The organism is Streptomyces sp. NPDC047880, from assembly GCF_040706515.1.
GTDB lineage: Bacteria > Actinomycetota > Actinomycetes > Streptomycetales > Streptomycetaceae > Streptomyces.
The window spans coordinates 296,643-314,162 of record NZ_JBEZOK010000007.1; the positions used below are offsets into that span (position 1 = coordinate 296,643).

The window sequence follows — 17,520 nt, forward strand, 5'->3', positions numbered from 1 at the left end:
GACGAGGGTCCGGTGCGTCAGCGGGCCGGGACGAGGGTCAGGCCGCGGGCGCCGATTGCGGGGCCGCGGAGGCCCACTCCAGTACGAGCCGCTGGTACTCCTCGCGCTGCTCGACGCTCAGTGTCCCGCCCGACCGGCGCCACAGCGCGCGGATCTCCTCGTTGACCTCGTCAGCCGATCGCTCGGGTGAGGATTCAACAGTGGTGGACATGCTGTGAAGCATACGTCGCCGGACGTGAAGACGATGTGAGTATTCACGAGCTAAACGGTCATTTCGGACAGTGTTACTGATCACGTCCATCTCCCGGTAAACGTGAGGCTGTTCACATCAGCCTCCTGCGAGTACCTTTCGCCATCGGAAGTTCACCGTCGCTCATGCTTCGGCCGATCCCAGCACCAGCACCTTGATGGCCAACACGGCCGCGCCGCGGGCCCAGTCGTGGAAGTCGGACACCTTTGTCTCCAGGTCGACCGGCACGGCGAGCGGATGCCTGAGCTCGCGCACCGTCTCCTCGACTCTCTTCCCGGCCACGTCCATCAGCCCGACCCCCTCCCCCGCGAGCAGGATCCTCTGCGGCATCACGAAGTTGGAGATCTGCGCGACGAGCGTGCCCAGGGCTCGCGCCGCCTCGTCGACGACCCGGGCGGGCATCGGGTCACCCGCGGCGGCCCGGGCGAGGATCTCCTCGTAGGTGCGGTCCTCGCCGGTGGCGGCCCGGATCTGGTAGCGGATGCTGGGAATGGTCAGCAGCGAGACGGCGCTGCCACGCCTGCCGTCCGGGGTGAGCGGCCCGTTGGAGTCGACGATCCAGTGCCGGCCAAAGCCGCGGTCCTCCTCGGCGAAGGGCACCCGCTTGCCGCCCAGGACCAGCCCGTAGCCCAGGCCGGCGCCGATGGTGAGGACGACGAAGCGGTCCAGCCCGCGCCCGGCGCCGAACCAGGTCTCCGCCTCGACCAGCGCCGCGACGTCGTTCTCGACGACCACCGGCAGGCCGGTGCGCTCCCCGACCAGGTCGGCCAAGGGGACGTCCCGCCACAGCAGGAAGGGCGATTCGCCGACCACGGCACGGTCCTGCACGAAGCCCCCGACCCCGATGCCGATCCCGGCGGGACGGGGGTGGCCCGCGGCCATCTCGGCGGTCATCCCGGCCAGCACGTCGGCGACTTCGGCGGGGTCGTGGGTGGTGAGCTCACGGTCGTGGCGGGCGACGATGTGGCTGCGCAGGGTGGTGACGACGCCGTAGACCATGTCCTCGGTGATCTTGAAGCCGAGGAAGAAGCCCGAGTCGGCGACGACGTCCAGCGGTTGCGAGGGGCGGCCCTGGCGTGCCTCGGCAGGCGCTCCCGCCTCGGGCACCTCGATCAGCAGGCCCGACTCGATCAGCGGCTTGGTCAGGCGGGTGAGGCTGCCGGCCGACAGGCCCAGCCTGCGGGCGAGTTCCGTGCGGGACAGCGGGCCGTGGACGAGCACCTCGATCGCCACGGAGCGCTCCCCCGGACTCAGTGGCAGCCAGCCGGCCGTGCCTTCGGTCATGAAGGTTGAACTCCCCTCACTTTTTTTCACACCGAAATCAACAGGCCCACTCTAGGCCGATGTCGGTTCCTGGGAAAAGATGTTTGCAGGCCCCTTGACGCAGCAATTGTTTCGCACCAAAAGTATGTCCCGCCATGAGGACGAGCCGCCGCAGCGAGGGAGTCTCCCGATGACCATCGCCTCCAGCAGTCCTCCTTCACGTCTGCCCTCGGGCGGCGCGGCGGAGGCCATCAGCAGGACCCGGACGCGACGGGGGGTGTCCGGCGAGGACCGGGGGGACGGCCGGCTGGCCGCCCTCTTCATCGCACCGGCGATGCTCGGATTCCTGGTCTTCCTGCTCTGGCCGACCCTGCGGGGCGTCTATCTGAGCTTCACCCGCTTCAACCTGCTGACGCCGGCGGAGTGGGTGGGCCTGGACAACTACGTCCGCATGGTCAACGACCCCATCTTCTGGAACTCCCTGGGGGTCACCGTCGAATACGTCGTCATCAACATCGGCGTCCAGACGGTCGCGGCGCTCGCCATCGCCGTCCTGCTCCAGCGGCTGACACAGTCGGCGGTACTGCGCGGGATCGTGCTGACGCCGTATCTGATGTCGAACGTCCTGGCCGGTCTGGTGTGGCTGTGGATCCTCGACACCCAGCTCGGTATCGGCAACGAGATCATCAGCGGGCTCGGCGTGGACCGCGTCCCGTTCCTCGCCGACGAGACCTGGGCGATCCCGACGATCGCGCTCATCAACGTCTGGCGGCATGTGGGGTACACGGCCCTGCTGCTGTTCGCCGGTCTGCAGGCCATCCCGAACGACATGTACGAGGCGGCCAGGGTGGACGGCGCGAGCGAGTGGCGAATGTTCTGGCGGATCACCATGCCGCTGCTGCGGCCGGTGCTGGCGGTCGTGCTGATCATGACGGTGATCGGGTCGTTCCAGGTGTTCGACACCGTCGCCGTGACCACCGCGGGCGGCCCGGCGAACGCGACCAACGTCCTGCAGTACTACATCTACGGCTCCGCCTTCGGCCGCTTCCAGTTCGGCTACGCCTCGGCCATGTCCGTCGCCCTGCTCGTCGTGCTGAGCGCCATCACCGTCCTCCAGTACCGGCTCACCCGGGCCGGCCGGACCGACCTCGGCTGACGGGAAGGGAGACACCGCCATGACCGCCATGACGACCACGACGCCGACGACCCTGCGGCCGGTACGGCGCAGGTTCTCCTTCGGGCGGGCCGCCGCCTGGACCCTGATGGGGCTCATCGTCCTCATCACCCTGCTGCCGTTCTACTGGATCCTGCGCACCGCGCTGTCCACCAACGCGGGCCTGAACGCCGACCCCACCAACCCGCTGCCGGTGGACCTCACCACCAGCGGCTTCGAACGGGCCCTGGGCCTGCAGCCGGCCGAGGAGGCCGTCGCGCAGGGCGGTGCGGGCGGCGGGCTGGAGTTCTGGCGCTACCTGCTCAACTCGGTGCTGGTCTCGACCCTGATCACCGGGTGCCAGATCTTCTTCTCCGCGATGGCCGCGTACGCCTTCTCCCGGCTGCGCTGGCGGGGCCGGGACAAGGTGTTCGGGCTGTTCCTGGCCGGGATGATGGTGCCGGCCATCTTCACGCTGCTGCCGAACTTCGTACTCATCAAGCAACTGCACCTGATCGACACGCTCCTCGGCATCGCGCTGCCCACCATGTTCATGACGCCGTTCGCGGTGTTCTTCCTGCGCCAGTTCTTCATGAACATCCCGAAAGAGGTCGAGGAGGCCGCGCTGCTCGACGGCGCCGGGAAGATCAAGATCTTTTTCCGGGTGGTCCTGCCGTTGGCCTCCACCCCCCTCGTCACGCTGGCCGTGCTGACGTACATCACCTCCTGGAATGACTACTTCTGGCCGCTGATGGTCTCCTACAGCGACAGTTCGCGCGTGCTGACCGTGGCGCTCGCGGTCTTCCGGGCGCAGACCCCGGCGACCGGCGTCGACTGGTCCGGGCTCATGGCGGCGACGCTGATCGCCGCGCTGCCGATGCTGGTGCTGTTCGCCGGCTTCGCCCGCCGCATCGTCAGCTCCATCGGTTTCACCGGGATCAAGTAAGGGGACTGTGATGCGAATTCGACTTCGTCCGCTCGTCGCGGCGACCGGAGCGCTGGCGCTGTCCCTGGTCAGCGGGTGCGCACAAGGAGGCGCCGCCGGATCCTCCGCCCACACGGTCACGTACTGGCTGTGGGACGCCAACCAGCTGCCCGCCTACCAGGCCTGCGCCAAGGGGTTCGAGAAGGAGAACCCCGGGCTGAAGGTGAAGATCACGCAGCTGGGCTGGAGCGACTACTGGACCAAGCTCACCGCCGGATTCATCGCGGGCACCGCGCCGGACGTGTTCACCGACCACATCCAGAACTTCGGCCAGTTCGCCGATCTGAAGGTCCTCGAACCGCTCGACGACCTCGGTGTCGAGGACTCCGACTACCAGCCGGGCCTCGCCGCCAACTGGGTCGGCAAGGACGGCCACCGTTACGGCACTCCCAAGGACTGGGACACCGTCTCGCTGTTCTACAACTCGAAGATGACCGAGGCGGCCGGCCTCACCGCCGCACAGCTGAACAACCTGTCCTGGAACCCGGAGGACGGCGGCACCTTCGAGAAGGCCATCGCCCGTCTCACGATCGACAGGAAGGGCAAGCGCGGCGACGAGCCGGGCTTCGACAGGAACCACGTCAAGGTGTACGGCTTGGCCACGGGCGGCGGCGGCTTCGGCGACGGCCAGACGCAGTGGAGCCCCTTCACCGGCTCCGCCGGCTGGAACTACCTGAACAAGCCACGCTGGGGCACCCGGTACCAGTACGACAGCAAGACCTTCCAGTCGGTCGTCAAGTGGTACTTCGGTCTGGCGAAGAAGGGCTACATGCCGCCCCTGTCGGACTACAACATCCAGTCCAACCAGCAGAACACGCAGATCGCGGCGGGCAAGGCGGCCACCGCGTTCGACGGGGCCTGGATGATCTCCACCTACGCGGGCTTCAAGGGCCGGGACATGAAGACCGCCCTGACGCCGGCCGGCCCGACCGGCAAGCGCGCCACCATGATGAACGGCCTCGCCGACTCCGTCACCAAGGGCGCCAGGAACAAGGCGGGCGCGAAGAAGTGGGTGGCCTACCTGGCCTCCGACCGGTGCCAGTCCGTCGTCGGCAGGTACGGCGTCGTCTTCCCCGCGACGAAGGCCGGCACCGAGGCCGCCGTCGCCGCCTACCGGAAGAAGGGCATCGACGTCTCGTCGTTCACCGAGCCCGTCGCCGACAAGAAGCACTTCCGGACCTTCTCGTACCCGATCGCCAGCTACTCGGCCGACATGACGGCGCTCATGCAGCCGGCGATGGAGGACATCTACGGCAACGGGAAGCCCGTGAGCAGCCTCGACCAGACCAATGACCAGATCAACCTCATCCTCTCCCAGTGAAGGGCACGCGCTCCATGACCTTCTCCATCGGCATCGTCGGCGCCGGCCAGTTCTCCGGCCAGTTCGCCACGCTGTTCCAGGCCCACCCCGGCGTCGGCGACGTCTACGTCACCGACCTGCTGCCCGAGAGGGCCGAGCAACTCGCCTCCGTCCAGAACCTGGCGGGTACCTTCCCCTCGTACCAGGCCATGCTGGAGTCGGAGGAGGTCGACGCGGTCGCGATCTTCACCCAGCGCTGGACGCACGGGCCGCTGGTGCTGCAGGGCCTCAACGCCGGCAAGCACGTGTACTCGGCGGTTCCCATGGCCGTCAGCGCGGAGGAGATCGCGGCGATCATCGACGCGGTCAAGGCCACCGGGCTGACCTACATGATGGGCGAGACCAGCGAGTACAACCCGGCCACGGTGCACGCCCGCAACCAGATCGCCGAGGGCGCCTTCGGGCGGCTGTTCTACGCCGAGGGCGACTACGTCCACGACATGGACCTGGGCTTCTACGAGGCCTACCAGTACAGCGGTGGCGAGAACTGGAAGGCGACCGCCAGCTATCCCCCGCTGCTGTACCCGACGCACGCGATCGGCGGGGTGCTGGGCGCCTGGAAGACCCACGCGGTGAGCGTGTCGGCGATCGGTGTCACCGACGACCGGGGCGACGGCGTCTTCGACAAGGACGTCAGCCAGTTCGGCAACGACGTCTCCAACGCCACCGCGCTGTTCGAGGTGGCGGGCGGCGGCTCGTTCCGTACGAACGAGTTCCGGCGGGTCGGCTACCCCTCGCACATACGGGAGTCGCGTTTCCGCTTCTTCGGCACCGAGGCGAGCATGGAGCAGCTCGCCACGGTGGCCCTGTGGCAGGACAAACAGGGGGTGAAGGACATCAGTGAACTGCTGGAGCCCAAGCCCACCATGGCGCCCGACGACCCCTCGCTGCAGCACATCGCGCCGGAGTTGCGGGCCGCCTTCACCTCCGGGTCGGCACCGGTGCACGACCGGGCGCGGCTGCCGAGGGAGTTCGACCACCTCCACAACGGCCACGAGGGCAGCCACCACTTCCTGGTGGACGACTTCGTGACCGCGGTCAACGACCGCGCGCTGCCGTCGGTGAACGCCTGGGTGGCGGCCCGCTACACCCTGCCGGGCATCATCGCGCACGAGTCCGCGCGGCAGGGCGGAGTCAGGCTGGAGATCCCGGACTTCGGGGACGCGCCGCTGTAGGAGGCACCGCGTGCGAGCCGGGTGCCCGGTATCAGGTGCCCGGCTTGCGGCCGTAGACGAAGACGTCGTCGCCCTTCTTCAGCAGCGACCAGTACTTCTTGGCGTCGGCCTTCGTCATGTTGGTGCAGCCGTGCGAGCCCGGCGGGTTCCACATGCTGACCCCGACCGAGTGGAAGGCCTGACCGCCGTCGAAGAACTGGGCGTAGGGCATCGGCACGTGGTAGATCGACGAGACGTGGTCGATGTTGCGCCAGTAGATCTTCTTCAGGCCGGTGCGGGTCTCGTAGCCGTCACGGCCGGTGCGGACCGGGACGGGGCCGTAGACGAGCTTCTTGCCGTCCTGGATCCAGCTCAGCTGGAGCGTCAGGTTCACGCAGGCGATGCGCCCCTTGTTCACCGGGCACTTGCCGTCCTTGTTGGGGGTCTTCCCGACGGCCTTCTGCTTCTGCATCAGGTCCATCACCCCCCAGGTCACGGAGCCGGCGTAGCCGATGTTCGGGGAGATGCCGTGCTTGGTCTGGAAGGCCTTGATGGCCTTGCAGTCGGCGGCGGACTGCTTGCCGTCGACCGGACGGCCGAGGAACTTCTCCACCTTCTTCTGGTACGGGCCGGCCTGTGTGGTGCAGCTCGCGGCCTGGGCCGGTGCGGCGCCGAGTGCGAGCGTGAGCGGTGCCACCAGTCCGGTGATCCCCAGTGCGACGGCGCTCCGTCTGCGTACGTCCCCCATGGCTGGTCATGCCCTTTCGCGAATACGGGTCTGCGATGTCTGCCAGCTAGACGGACGGAGAGCGGTTCCGGTTGTGCGGTCGGCCGGGCTGGGACGGAACAGTGACATTCCTCGTGGGCCGGCACGAGACCGCGGGCGCCGTGGACGAGCCAAACGGACAAATTAAACCGACGGCATAAGTTGCACATATACGCTTACAACGTAAGGTTACGGATATGACCTAGTCCTTCCTCCAGTGGTTCGGAGCGCGTGATGATCGAGACCCCCTCTCCCGCAGCAGCGGCGACGCCCGTCGCACCGCAGGAAGTCCCCCGGGTGATCGTGCTCGTGCCCGCCTACAAGGAAGTGGATTCCCTGCCCCGGGTGCTGGAGGCACTGCGGCGGCAGACGCGGCCCGCGGACCGCGTCATCGTGACGCTCGATCCGCACAGCGACTGCCGCCGGACCGCCGATCTGGAGCGCATCGCCCGGGCGGGCGGGGCCGAGGTCTGGCACTCGGTCGGCAACCGGCACAAGAAGGCCGGCAACCTCAACGGAGCGCTCAGCAGACTGCTGCCGGTGGTCTCCGATCAGGACGCCATCCTCGTCCAGGACGCGGACACCTTTCTGGACCCCCAGTTCATCGAGGTCACCCGCAGGAAAATGGGTCAGGGGTACGGTGCGGTCGGCGGCACCTTCCGCGGTCGCGCCGGAGGCCGGCTGTGCGGGACGTTCCAGCGCAACGAGTTCGCCCGGTACGCCCGCGACACCGCACGGAAGCGGGGCAAGGTGCTGTGCCTGACCGGCACCGCATGCCTGTTCCGGGCCGGAGCCCTGAAGGACGTCCTCGAAGCCCGCAGATCCGGCCGGCTCCCTCCGGCCGAGGGCGTCTACGACACGAAGGCGCTGACCGAGGACAACGAACTCACCCTGGCCCTCAAGCACCTCCACCACCGCATCGTCGCCCCGGCGCGGGCCACCATGACCACGGAAGTCATGGAGACCTGGCGTGCCCTTGCCAAGCAGCGGCTCCGCTGGAAGCGCGGCGCGCTGGAGAACCTGATCGACTACGGCCTCACGCGCTACACCACGGAAGGCTGGGCCAGACAGCTCGTGGCGTTCCTGGGAGCCTCCGTGTCGACCGCCTACCTGGCTTCGGTCGTCTGGTTCCTCGCCGTCGGCACGGGAGTGCGGATCGCTCCGTTCTGGATCGCCTTCACGGCGTTCTACGCCATCGAGCGGGCGATCACCGTGAAGTCGCGCGGCTGGCGCGTGTCGGTCACCTCGATGCTGGTCCTGCCCGAGTGGTGCTACGACCTGTTCCTCCAGGGCGTCCACCTCCGCGCGCTCGCGGACACGGCTCTGCGAAGGGACCGCGCTTGGTGACACACGGACGACTCGCACACGAACTTCCACGACGGAATCCGCACGAAGAAAGGAAAAGATCATGGCGAACTATGTAGGCGCAGGCACCACAGCGGGTGGAACCGCCGGGGCCGGGCTGCTGCCGGTCACCGGGGGCCCAGGGAGTGTCTGGTTCTGGGTCGTCGTCTTCGTTCTGATATCGGCGGGATGCGCCGCACTGCGGCTCATCCCGCGCAAGGTCAGGGACGACGCCTGACGAGGTCGCCGAGGCGGGGCCACGGGAGTGGCCCCACCCCCTTGCGGGAGGTCCGCCATGAGAAGGGTGCTCCGCTTTCTGGGCGTCGGTCTGATTCTCGCCGGCCTGGCCCTGGGCGGCGTCAAGATCTTCCAGGACCGGCAGGCGGACGACGCCTACGGCCACACGCAGCAGGCGCTGCGCGAAGATCTCCGGCGATCGGACGCCCCACCGCAGAAGGCCCGTGCGCAGGAACCCGGACCACGCGAGGGCCAGGCTTTCGCCGTACTGCGCGTCCCCCGGTTCGGTGCCGGGTTCGCACCGGTGATCGTCGAGGGCGTCTCACCGCAGGCGCTGCAGAAGGGCCCCGGGCACTTCCCGCGGACGGCACTGCCGGGTGAGACGGGCAACTTCGCGGTGGCCGGTCACCGTACGGGCTGGGGACAGCCCTTCAACCGGCTCACGGAGCTGCGGCGGGGTGACACGATCGCCGTCGAGTGGCGGGGGACGACCTACACCTACCAGATCACCCGCAGCAAGGTCGTGGAACCCTCCGACGTCGGCGTCCTCCATCCCGTGCCCGGCAAGCCGGGAGCCCGGCCCGACAAGGCCCGGATCACCCTCATCACCTGCACGGACCGCGGGTGGGACGGCCGTTACGTCCACCGGTTCGTCGTGTGGGGCGAACTGCAGAGGTCATGACGGGTCAGCGGGATCTGCGCGAAGGAGGCAGATGATGGTGGACGGCGCGGGGCCCGGCAGCGACGAGGACGCACGTCCCGGCAGGCTCAGCCGTGAGCGGGTCCTCGCCACGGCCCTGGAGCTGGTCGACCGCGACGGCCTGTCGGCACTGACCATGCGCCGGCTGGGAGCCGAGCTCGGTGTGGAGGCCATGTCCCTGTACCGCTACGCGCCGGGCAAGACCGCGCTGCTGGACGGGGTGGTGGAGGCCCTGTTCCTGGAGCTGGAGGACCGGCTCGCCGAGGCGGAATCGGCGGCGGTGGCCGCGGGCCCCGAGTGGCGGGCCGAACTGCACCGCATCGCCCGGATCACCTACGAGGCCTGTCTCGACCACCCTCAGGTGGCACCGCTGATCTTCACGCGTTTCACCGAGGTGCCGCTGGCGCGCAGGGCGCCGGCGGTCCTGCGGGATCACGAACGTGTGCTCGACGTGCTCTGGGACGCCGGTCTCGAGGAGACCCGTTCGGCTCTGGTCCTGCGCGCCGTCACCGCCTGGACCCTCGGGTACGTGTCCGTGGAGCTGCGGGCCGTGGTGGACAACCCGAGGGAGCCGGACCCGGCGTTCCGGCTCGGTCTGTACCGCCTGCCGTCGGAGGAGTTGCCGCGGCTCCGGGCGACCGCGCCCGCCCTCGCCGAGCGGGGCGGCCCGGAGGGCCTGGCGGCCGGGCTGGACGCGCTGCTCGACCGCTTCGTCGAGAGGGGCCTCTGACACTCCTGCGGCGCGACCGCGTCACCGGTAGCCGGTGACGTCCGCGGGCTTGCCCGCGTCCTGGACCTCCACCAGGTAACGCCAGGCGTCCGGGCGGGAGCCGTCGAGGTCGGTGAAGCCGTACACCTGGGCGAGTCCGCCGCTGGACAGCGACCGGCCGTTCCAGCGCGTCACCTCCTCGTCGGCGGCGAGCGCGGCCACGGCCCGTCCCACGTAGTGCGGGGTCTCGGAGATGGCGAAGTGGGGGACGCGTTCCAGGGCGTCGCGCCAGTTCTCCTCCCGCACCCCGAATCCGTCCAGCATCAGCTCCGAGCGCAGCCAGCCGGGGGTGAGGGCCACGGCGGTGGCGCCGCGCGGGCCGAGCTCGTGTCCCAGGGCGAAGGCCATGCGCAGCACGGAGGCCTTGGCGAGGTCGTAGAAGAAGTTCACGCGGTAGTTCCGGGCGTTGTAGTCGGCGGTGCCGTCGGTGACCTCGACGACCAGGCCGCCGGGGTTGCGCAGCAGCAGGGGCAGGGCGTGGTGGCTGGTGACGGCGTGCGTCTCGACGGCGAGCCTCAGCAGACGCAGTCCGTTGTCGAGGTCGTGCTCCCACAGCGGGGTGTCCCACTCGAAGAGCTTCTCGCCGCCCCAGATGTCGTTCACCAGGACGTCGAGGCGGCCCTGCTCGTCGGCGATCCGTTCCACGAGTGCCCGGACCTGCGTCTGGTCGAGGTGGTCGGTGGGGACGGCGATGCCCCGGCCGCCGGCGGCGGTGACCAGGTCGGCGGTGTCCTCGACGGTCTCGGGCCGGTCGTACTCCGAGCGGCGGGCGCGGGTGGTGCGGCCCGTGACGTAGACCGTGGCGCCGGCCGCGCCGAGTTCCACGGCGATCCCCCGCCCGGCGCCCCGGGTCGCACCGGCGACCAGTGCGACCCTGTCCTGCAACGGAGCTGACATGTCCGACCTCCCGTGACGGTGACTGCGTGTCGCCTCCAGGGTCACGGGTAAGCCGGACATCTCCTGTCGCCTTTACGGGCGACACGCGGCCGGCGCTACGGGCGGCACACGATCAGTGGCCCCTGGCGATCCACTCCTCCAGGTGCGGGGCTTCCGCTCCGATGGTCGTGGACTCGCCGTGGCCGGTGCGGACCGTCGTCTCGGGCGGCAGGGCGAGCAGCCGGTCGCGGATCGAGTCGATGATCGTCGGGAAGTGCGAGAAGGACCGGCCGGTGGCGCCGGGGCCGCCCTGGAACAGGGTGTCGCCGGTGAAGACGGTGCCCAGTCCCGGGTCGTAGAGGCAGACGGCGCCGGGCGCGTGCCCCGGGGTGTGCAGAACCCTGAGGTCGGCGCCGCCGGCCTCGATCGTCTGGCCGTCGACCAGCCAGGCGTCCGGGTCGTGGTCCGGGTGGGTCTGCTTCCACAGCGGCAGGTCGTCGCGGTGCAGCCAGATGGTGGCGCCGGTGCGCTCGGCGAGCGCGGGGGCGGCGTCGATGTGGTCGTTGTGGGCGTGCGTGCAGACGATGGCGGTGAGCCGGCGGTCCCCGACGGCCTCGGCGATGGCGTCGGCGTCGTGGGCGGCGTCGATGACGATCGCCTCGTGGTCGTCGCCGACGATCCACACGTTGTTGTCGACGTCCCAGGTGCCGCCGTCGAGGCTGAACCGGCCGGAGGTGACGAGGTGTTCGACACGCGTGGCCATCACAGCACCACCACCGAGCGCAGCACGTCGCCGTGGTGCATCCGCTCGAAGGCCTTCTCCACCTCGTCGAGTCCGATCGTCTCCGTGACGAACGCGCCGAGGTCCAGGCGCCCCTGCAGATGCAGGTCGATCAGCATGGGGAAGTCGCGGGAGGGCAGGCAGTCGCCGTACCAGCTGGACTTCAGTGACCCACCGCGGCCGAAGACGTCGAGCAGCGGCAGTTCGAGCTTCATCTCGGGTGTGGGGACACCGACGAGGACGACCGTGCCCGCGAGGTCACGGGCGTAGAAGGCCTGCTTGTAGGTCTCGGGCCGGCCGACGGCCTCGATGACGACGTCGGCGCCGAAGCCGCCGGTGAGTTCGCGGATGGCCTCGACCGGGTCGGTCTCGCGCGAGTTGACCGTGTGCGTCGCGCCCATGGAGCGAGCGGTCGCCAGCTTGCGGTCGTCGATGTCGACGGCGATGATCGTCGCCGCTCCGGCCAGCCGCGATCCGGCGATGGCCGCGTCGCCGACCCCGCCGCAGCCGATGACGGCGACCGAGTCGCCCCGGCCGACGTTCCCGGTGTTGATCGCGGCGCCGATGCCGGCCATCACGCCGCAGCCCAGCAGCCCGGCCACCTGCGGGGCCACGCCCGGGTCGACCTTGGTGCACTGGCCTGCCGCGACCAGCGTCTTCTCCGCGAAGGCGCCGATGCCGAGGGCAGGGGACAGCTCCTGGCCGGTCGAGGCGAGGGTCATCTTCTGCCGCGCGTTGTGGGTGTCGAAGCAGTACCAGGGCCGCCCGCGCAGACAGGCACGGCACTTCCCGCACACCGCACGCCAGTTGAGGATCACGAAGTCACCGGGTTCGACGTCGGTGACACCGGCGCCGACCGCCTCGACCACGCCCGCGGCCTCGTGGCCGAGCAGGAACGGGAACTCGTCGTTGATGCCGCCCTGCTTGTAGTGCAGGTCGGTGTGGCACACCCCGCAGGCCTGCACCTGCACCACGGCCTCGCCCGGGCCGGGGTCGGGCACCACGACCGTCTCGATCCGCACCGGCTCGTCCTTGCCGGGGGCGATCACGCCGCGTACTTCCTGGGCCATGCTGCTGACTCCTTCGTCGGCCGGGGTCCGTTCCCTTCCGACCCTACGCGCGACTGATCGGTAAGGGGCGCGGACCGGCCGTCCCGTTCTGCTCGAAAAGGGCAGGCCGCGCGGGTCGGGGGCGACGTAGCCTGAACGCTCCGCCGACGCCGAGGGAGCGCCGTGAGCATCGCAGAGACCGGGACCGCCACACCCCCCTGGCGACAGCTCCTCGGATACGTACGGCCGCACCGCTGGTCCCTGTTCGCCGGCGCGCTGCTCTCCCTGGTCACCGGGGCGACCGGGCTGCTGCTGCCGCTGGTGGCGCGGGACCTGATCGACGACCTGTCGCACGAGCGGGCCATCACCGGTGCCCTGCTGGCGATGTCGGCCCTGGTCGTGGCCAACGCGGCGCTGGGCGCGCTGGGTTCGTACGTGCTGACCCGCACCGCCGAGTCGGTGGTGCTCGGCGCGCGGCGCGCGCTGTCGTCGTATCTGCTGCGGCTGCGGATCACCGCCGTGGACCGCAGCGAACCGGGTGACCTGATGGCCCGCATCACCTCCGACACCACGCTGCTGCGCGCGGTCACCACCGACTCGCTGGTCGGACTGGGCACGGGCGGGCTGACACTCGTCGCCACGGTGGTGATGATGGGCCTGGTGGACGCCGTGCTGCTGGGTGTCACCCTGGCCGTGGTCCTGGGCGCGGGCGTGGTCCTCGGGGTGATCGTGCCGCGCATCAACAAGGCGAGCCGTGAGGCGCAGAACGCGGTGGGGGTCATGGGTGCCTCGCTGGAGCGGATCCTGGGCGCCCTGCGCACGGTGAAGGCGTCCGGCGCGGAGCACCGGGAGGAGCGGACGCTGCACGAGGCGGCGCAGGAGTCGTGGCGGCAGAGCGTGCGGGCCGCCAAGTGGTCGGCCGCCGCGGGCAACACGGCGGGGCTGTCCATGCAGGTCGCCTTCATCACGGTCCTCGCCGTGGGTGGCGCCCGGGTGGCGACCGGCGCGGTCGACGTGGGCACCCTGGTGGCGTTCCTGCTGTACGTCTTCTACCTGATGTCGCCGATCCAGCAGGTCGTCGGTGCCATCACGCAGTACCAGACGGGTGCTGCGGCCCTGACCCGCATCGAGGAGGCGCTGCGCCTTCCCGCCGAGCCGGCCGCCGAGGCGGCCGGGCTGCCCGAGCCCGGCGCGCGGCCCGCAGCCGTCGCCTTCGACGACGTCCGCTTCCGCTACGCCGAGGACCTGCCCTACGTCCACCACGGCGTGACGTTCACCGTGCCCGCGCAGGGCATGACGGCCTTCGTCGGCCCGTCCGGCGCCGGCAAGACCACCGTCTTCTCGCTGATCGAGCGGTTCTACGACCCCGAGTCCGGCGTGATCACCCTGGACGGGCGGGACCTGGACGACTGGGAGCTGCCACGGCTGCGTGCCGCGATCGGCTACGTGGAGCAGGACGCGCCGGTCCTGTCGGGGTCCCTGCGGGACAACCTGCTGCTGGGCAATCCGGAGGCGGACGAGGGCGCCCTCGCACGGGTCCTCAAGACGACCCGCCTCGACGACCTGGTCGCCCGGCTCCCGGGTGGGCTGGACACGCTGGTCGGGCACCGCGGTACCAAGCTGTCCGGCGGTGAACGGCAGCGCGTCGCCATCGCCCGCGCGTTGCTGCGCCGCCCCCGGCTGCTGCTGCTCGACGAGGCGACCTCGCAGCTGGACGCGGTGAACGAGGCGGCGCTGCGGGACACCGTCGCGGACGTGGCCCGCACGACCACGGTCCTCGTCGTGGCGCACCGGCTGTCCACGGTGACGATGGCCGACCGGATCGTGGTGATGGACGCGGGCCGGGTCCGGGCGGTCGGCACGCACCGTGAGCTCGTGACGGCCGATCCGCTCTACGCGGAGCTGGCGGCGACGCAGTTCCTCGCCACGGCGGACTGAGCCCGGGCACGGGTGAGGGACGGGTCCGGACGGGCTCTTCGCCTCCGCTGGGGCCGCGTTCGCCCTCGGCGCGGCGAGGCCCGTGACGACCCGGCGGCGAGACCAACGGCGGCGCCGATACGTCGTGTTGAGATCGTGCCTGTCGCCATGTGGACGGGTCCCCGGCCGACACGGGCGGCCCGTTCCGCCCACCCGTCAGGCCCGGTGCCCGGCTGGGCTTGCCGAGTCCGCCGGGCGGGAGGAACCTCGACAGGAGAGGCTTTCGCGGCCCGCTCCCGCCGGGTCGCGGCCCTTCGAAGGAGGTCAACATGGGAACCGCCGCAGACCCCGCCTTCGACCGAGAGACCCTGCGCCAGGGCCTGGAAGGTCACACCCCGGAGATCCTGCTCTCCCTCTACGCCGACGACGCCGAGATGCGCATCGTGGACCACACGACCCAGCCCAGCCACCCCAAGGTCCTGCACGGCCGGGACGAGATCGGGCGGATGCTGGAGGACGTCTACAGCCGCGACATGTCGCACAAGCTGGAGCGCTGTGTGATCCAGGGCGACGAGGCCGCCTACAGCGAGAGCTGCGAGTACGCGGACGGGGTGCGCGTGCTGTCCGAGTCCATGCTGTCGCTGCGCGACGGCAAGATCACCGAGCAGACGCTGGTCCAGGCCTGGGACGAGTAGCGGGCGGGGCCGGTGAGGACCCCGTCTCCGTCACGACGCGGAGCGGGCGTCGTGCTCAGCGCATCCACGCGCTGTACGACATGACGTCACCCGCCTCGACACCGAAGGCGGGCTCCGGCCGGGTCATGGTGCTTTCCAGCCCGAGGACCGCACCGGTGGCCGGGTCCATGATCAGCATGCGGCGGACGCCGCCGCTGTCGTTCACGTAGGCCTGGCCCTGGCGGCCCAGCCGGTCGGTCACCCGGCCGACCGGCCGCAGTCCGTCGGCGCCGGCCAGCAGCCGGGTGAGCGCCGCGCTCTCCCGTGCCCCGAGGGTCCAGTGGTCCAGCAGTGCCGCCATGGAGTCCAGCAGTTCGGGCGTGGTCAGCGCCGTGCCGGTGAATTGAGACTCCGTCAGGTAGCCGCGCAGCCGGGCCGGATCCCGGGGCGGGGGTGAGTAGGGCGGGGCGTCGCTCCAGCTCGGCGGGTAGGTCCGGTCGAGCAGGACGTGGCCGTCGTCGACGAGGTGCGGTCTGCCGCCCGCGTCCGAGAGGACCGGGCGGCCCGGGTGCCTGGGATCCGTGGCCACGACCAGTTCGGTGCGGCTGTCGTCGGCCCTCCAGCGCACGATGCGCTCCTCGGGCAGGGTGATCGGGGGCTTGTCGTCCGACATGCCCAGGCTCCAGGACTGCACATGTGTGCCCTTGCGCAGGCGGGGCGCGCCGGGGGCGTCGGCGGCGGCTGACGCCCGCTCGGCCATGTGTTCCAGGGACACGGGTGTGGAGCCGGACTCGACCACCAGCGGGCGGGGCGCCGCGACCGCGGGTGGGGCGCTCGCGCCGCTCAGCACGAGGGTGAGGGTCAGGGCGGCGACGACGGCCGTGGCGAGCAGGCCCCAGGCCAGGCGCAGCCGGCCGGACCCCGGCGGCAGCCGGCCGGGCAGACGGCCCGGCCGCAGACCCCACTGCGCCCGTGCACGGCCGGGGAACAGGCCCTGCTGTGCGCGCCTGCGGCCGGGGAGCAGACCCGACCGCCTGCCCGTGGGGCCGGGGAACAGGCCCCGCTGTGCGCGCCTGCGGCCGGGGAGCAGACCCGACCGCCTGCCCGTGGGGCCGGGGAACAGGACCCGCTGTGCGCGCCTGCGGCCGGGGAGCAGACCCGCTCGGCCCGGAAGCCGGTCCTCCGGCTCCCGCAGCAGCCGTTCCAGCCGCCGTTCGGCGTTGTGGTCGAGGGGACCGTCGCCGAAGCGGGGGCCGTCAGGCGGCACCGGGTCGGCGCCGCGCAGCAGTTCGAGTTCATCAGCCATGGCCGTGTTCCTTCGGGGCGGTCATGCAGGGGTGCTCGGCGGTCGGGGCCTCGGGACGCACACGGTCGATCTCCGCTCTGAGCCGGCGCCTGGCCCGGTGCAGCCGCATGGCGGCGGCCCGGCTGCCGCAGCCGAGGACGACGGCGACCTCGTCGACGCCGAGTTCCTCCCAGGCCGTCAGGCGCAGCACTTCCTGGTCGGCCGGGGAGAGCCGGGCGAGTGCCTCGTGCACCCAGCCGCCGGGGGTGTCGGCTTCGGGGCCCGCCGCGATGTGCCGTCCGTGCGCGGTGTCGTCGTTGCCGAGCCGGTCGACGAGCCGGCGGCGGCGTCCGTGGCCGCGCACCGCGTTGGCCAGGCAGTTGCGCGCCACGCCGTACAGCCAGGGCAGCGGGGAGGGCGGCAGGTCGGCCCGGCGCCGCCAGGCCACCGTGAACACCTCCGCCACCACTTCCTCCACGTCGACGGTCCGTCCGTCCAGTCGCCGTGCGACATAGCGGCTGACCGCCCAGTAGTGCTCGCGGTAGGCAGCGGCGAAGACCTCGTCGTTGCTCATGTCCCGTTCGTGTCCGGCACCTTCTCGATCGTCACACCCGATTTCGTGATTCTCGTCGCGTCGGTGAAGTGTGACGTCCGGGCGGGGCTCGGACACAGGCGGGGTATGAGGCACCTCAAGTGGCTGACGACCACGGATCACAAGACGATCGGCACGCTGTACCTGGCGACGTCGTTCGCGTTCTTCGTCATCGGCGGCGTGATGGCGCTGGTCATGCGCGCCGAGCTCGCCCGGCCCGGTCTGCAGATCATGTCGAACGAGCAGTTCAACCAGGCGTTCACGATGCACGGCACGATCATGCTGCTGATGTTCGCGACGCCGCTGTTCGCCGGTTTCGCGAACTGGATCATGCCGCTGCAGATCGGCGCGCCCGACGTGGCGTT

General features: G+C 70.4%; 19 protein-coding genes. 11 read left to right on the forward strand and 8 right to left on the reverse strand.

All coding sequences use genetic code 11. The features are described 5' to 3' along the window. Positions 1-37 precede the first annotated feature (37 nt). Both AB0937_RS14490 and AB0937_RS14495 read right to left on the reverse strand, forming a co-directional pair. Positions 38-223 carry a hypothetical protein gene (locus tag AB0937_RS14490; protein ID WP_366711828.1) on the reverse strand — a complete coding sequence of 62 codons (186 nt, stop codon included), beginning with the start codon at positions 221-223 and terminating at the stop codon, positions 38-40. A 150-nt stretch (positions 224-373) separates the two neighbouring features. Continuing rightward, the gene (locus AB0937_RS14495) at positions 374-1,534 is read right to left on the reverse strand and encodes an ROK family transcriptional regulator (RefSeq protein ID WP_366711830.1); all 1,161 of its coding nucleotides are present in this window, start codon (positions 1,532-1,534) and stop codon (positions 374-376) included. A 169-nt stretch (positions 1,535-1,703) separates the two neighbouring features. Here AB0937_RS14495 and AB0937_RS14500 point away from each other — a divergent pair, with 169 nt between their 5' ends. The 4 genes from AB0937_RS14500 to AB0937_RS14515 are packed head-to-tail and all read left to right on the forward strand — an operon-like array spanning position 1,704 to position 6,186. Next, on the forward strand, positions 1,704-2,669 hold the full coding sequence (locus AB0937_RS14500; RefSeq protein ID WP_366711832.1) for a sugar ABC transporter permease: 966 nt from the start codon (positions 1,704-1,706) through the stop codon (positions 2,667-2,669). A gap of 19 nt (positions 2,670-2,688) precedes the next feature. Then, a complete protein-coding gene (locus tag AB0937_RS14505) occupies positions 2,689-3,612 on the forward strand; it encodes a carbohydrate ABC transporter permease (RefSeq protein WP_366711833.1) in 924 nt (307 codons plus the stop codon). A 10-nt stretch (positions 3,613-3,622) separates the two neighbouring features. Further along, on the forward strand, positions 3,623-4,972 hold the full coding sequence (locus AB0937_RS14510; protein ID WP_366711835.1) for a sugar ABC transporter substrate-binding protein: 1,350 nt from the start codon (positions 3,623-3,625) through the stop codon (positions 4,970-4,972). Between the two features lie 14 nt (positions 4,973-4,986). Next, positions 4,987-6,186, forward strand: a complete 1,200-nt coding sequence (locus AB0937_RS14515) for a Gfo/Idh/MocA family oxidoreductase (RefSeq protein ID WP_366711836.1) — start codon at positions 4,987-4,989, stop codon at positions 6,184-6,186. Positions 6,187-6,217: 31 nt separating this feature from the next. Here AB0937_RS14515 and AB0937_RS14520 read toward each other — a convergent pair whose 3' ends face one another. After that, the gene (locus tag AB0937_RS14520; RefSeq protein ID WP_366711837.1) at positions 6,218-6,913 is read right to left on the reverse strand and encodes a L,D-transpeptidase; all 696 of its coding nucleotides are present in this window, start codon (positions 6,911-6,913) and stop codon (positions 6,218-6,220) included. Positions 6,914-7,165: 252 nt separating this feature from the next. On the opposite strand from AB0937_RS14520, the gene AB0937_RS14525 reads away from it, so the two are divergent. The 4 genes from AB0937_RS14525 (at position 7,166) to AB0937_RS14540 (ending at position 9,942) form a co-directional block, all read left to right on the forward strand. Continuing rightward, positions 7,166-8,278, forward strand: coding sequence for a glycosyltransferase family 2 protein (locus AB0937_RS14525; RefSeq protein WP_366711838.1), 1,113 nt, complete (start codon positions 7,166-7,168; stop codon positions 8,276-8,278). Positions 8,279-8,339: 61 nt separating this feature from the next. Then, entirely contained in the window at positions 8,340-8,513 is a 174-nt protein-coding gene (locus AB0937_RS14530) for a hypothetical protein (protein WP_366711840.1), read from the forward strand. Positions 8,514-8,570: 57 nt separating this feature from the next. Then, on the forward strand, positions 8,571-9,194 hold the full coding sequence (locus AB0937_RS14535; RefSeq protein ID WP_366711841.1) for a class E sortase: 624 nt from the start codon (positions 8,571-8,573) through the stop codon (positions 9,192-9,194). 31 nt (positions 9,195-9,225) lie between these two features. Continuing rightward, complete coding sequence (locus AB0937_RS14540) at positions 9,226-9,942, forward strand: TetR/AcrR family transcriptional regulator C-terminal domain-containing protein (RefSeq protein WP_366711843.1); 717 nt, start codon at positions 9,226-9,228, stop codon at positions 9,940-9,942. A 21-nt stretch (positions 9,943-9,963) separates the two neighbouring features. Here AB0937_RS14540 and AB0937_RS14545 read toward each other — a convergent pair whose 3' ends face one another. The 3 genes from AB0937_RS14545 to AB0937_RS14555 all read right to left on the reverse strand — a co-directional run bounded on the left by AB0937_RS14545 (position 9,964) and on the right by AB0937_RS14555 (position 12,708). Further along, positions 9,964-10,878 carry an SDR family oxidoreductase gene (locus tag AB0937_RS14545; protein ID WP_366711845.1) on the reverse strand — a complete coding sequence of 305 codons (915 nt, stop codon included), beginning with the start codon at positions 10,876-10,878 and terminating at the stop codon, positions 9,964-9,966. A gap of 112 nt (positions 10,879-10,990) precedes the next feature. After that, a complete protein-coding gene (locus AB0937_RS14550) occupies positions 10,991-11,620 on the reverse strand; it encodes an MBL fold metallo-hydrolase (RefSeq protein ID WP_366711847.1) in 630 nt (209 codons plus the stop codon). After that, positions 11,620-12,708, reverse strand: coding sequence for an S-(hydroxymethyl)mycothiol dehydrogenase (locus tag AB0937_RS14555; RefSeq protein ID WP_366711849.1), 1,089 nt, complete (start codon positions 12,706-12,708; stop codon positions 11,620-11,622). Before AB0937_RS14555 ends, AB0937_RS14550 begins: the two co-directional genes overlap by 1 nt. A gap of 162 nt (positions 12,709-12,870) precedes the next feature. Between AB0937_RS14555 and AB0937_RS14560 the strand changes: the two genes are divergently transcribed. Both AB0937_RS14560 and AB0937_RS14565 read left to right on the forward strand, forming a co-directional pair. After that, entirely contained in the window at positions 12,871-14,625 is a 1,755-nt protein-coding gene (locus AB0937_RS14560) for an ABC transporter ATP-binding protein (protein WP_366711851.1), read from the forward strand. A 308-nt stretch (positions 14,626-14,933) separates the two neighbouring features. Next, a complete protein-coding gene (locus tag AB0937_RS14565; RefSeq protein WP_366711853.1) occupies positions 14,934-15,299 on the forward strand; it encodes a nuclear transport factor 2 family protein in 366 nt (121 codons plus the stop codon). Positions 15,300-15,354: 55 nt separating this feature from the next. Here AB0937_RS14565 and AB0937_RS14570 read toward each other — a convergent pair whose 3' ends face one another. Both AB0937_RS14570 and AB0937_RS14575 read right to left on the reverse strand, forming a co-directional pair. After that, positions 15,355-16,584, reverse strand: a complete 1,230-nt coding sequence (locus AB0937_RS14570) for a CU044_5270 family protein (protein ID WP_366711855.1) — start codon at positions 16,582-16,584, stop codon at positions 15,355-15,357. Further along, positions 16,577-17,137, reverse strand: a complete 561-nt coding sequence (locus AB0937_RS14575; protein ID WP_366711857.1) for a sigma-70 family RNA polymerase sigma factor — start codon at positions 17,135-17,137, stop codon at positions 16,577-16,579. The genes AB0937_RS14570 and AB0937_RS14575 overlap by 8 nt, the downstream gene beginning before the upstream one ends. A gap of 105 nt (positions 17,138-17,242) precedes the next feature. Between AB0937_RS14575 and AB0937_RS14580 the strand changes: the two genes are divergently transcribed. Continuing rightward, positions 17,243-17,520 (forward strand): cbb3-type cytochrome c oxidase subunit I (locus tag AB0937_RS14580; protein ID WP_366711878.1); only part of this gene is annotated, 278 nt, incomplete at its 3' end.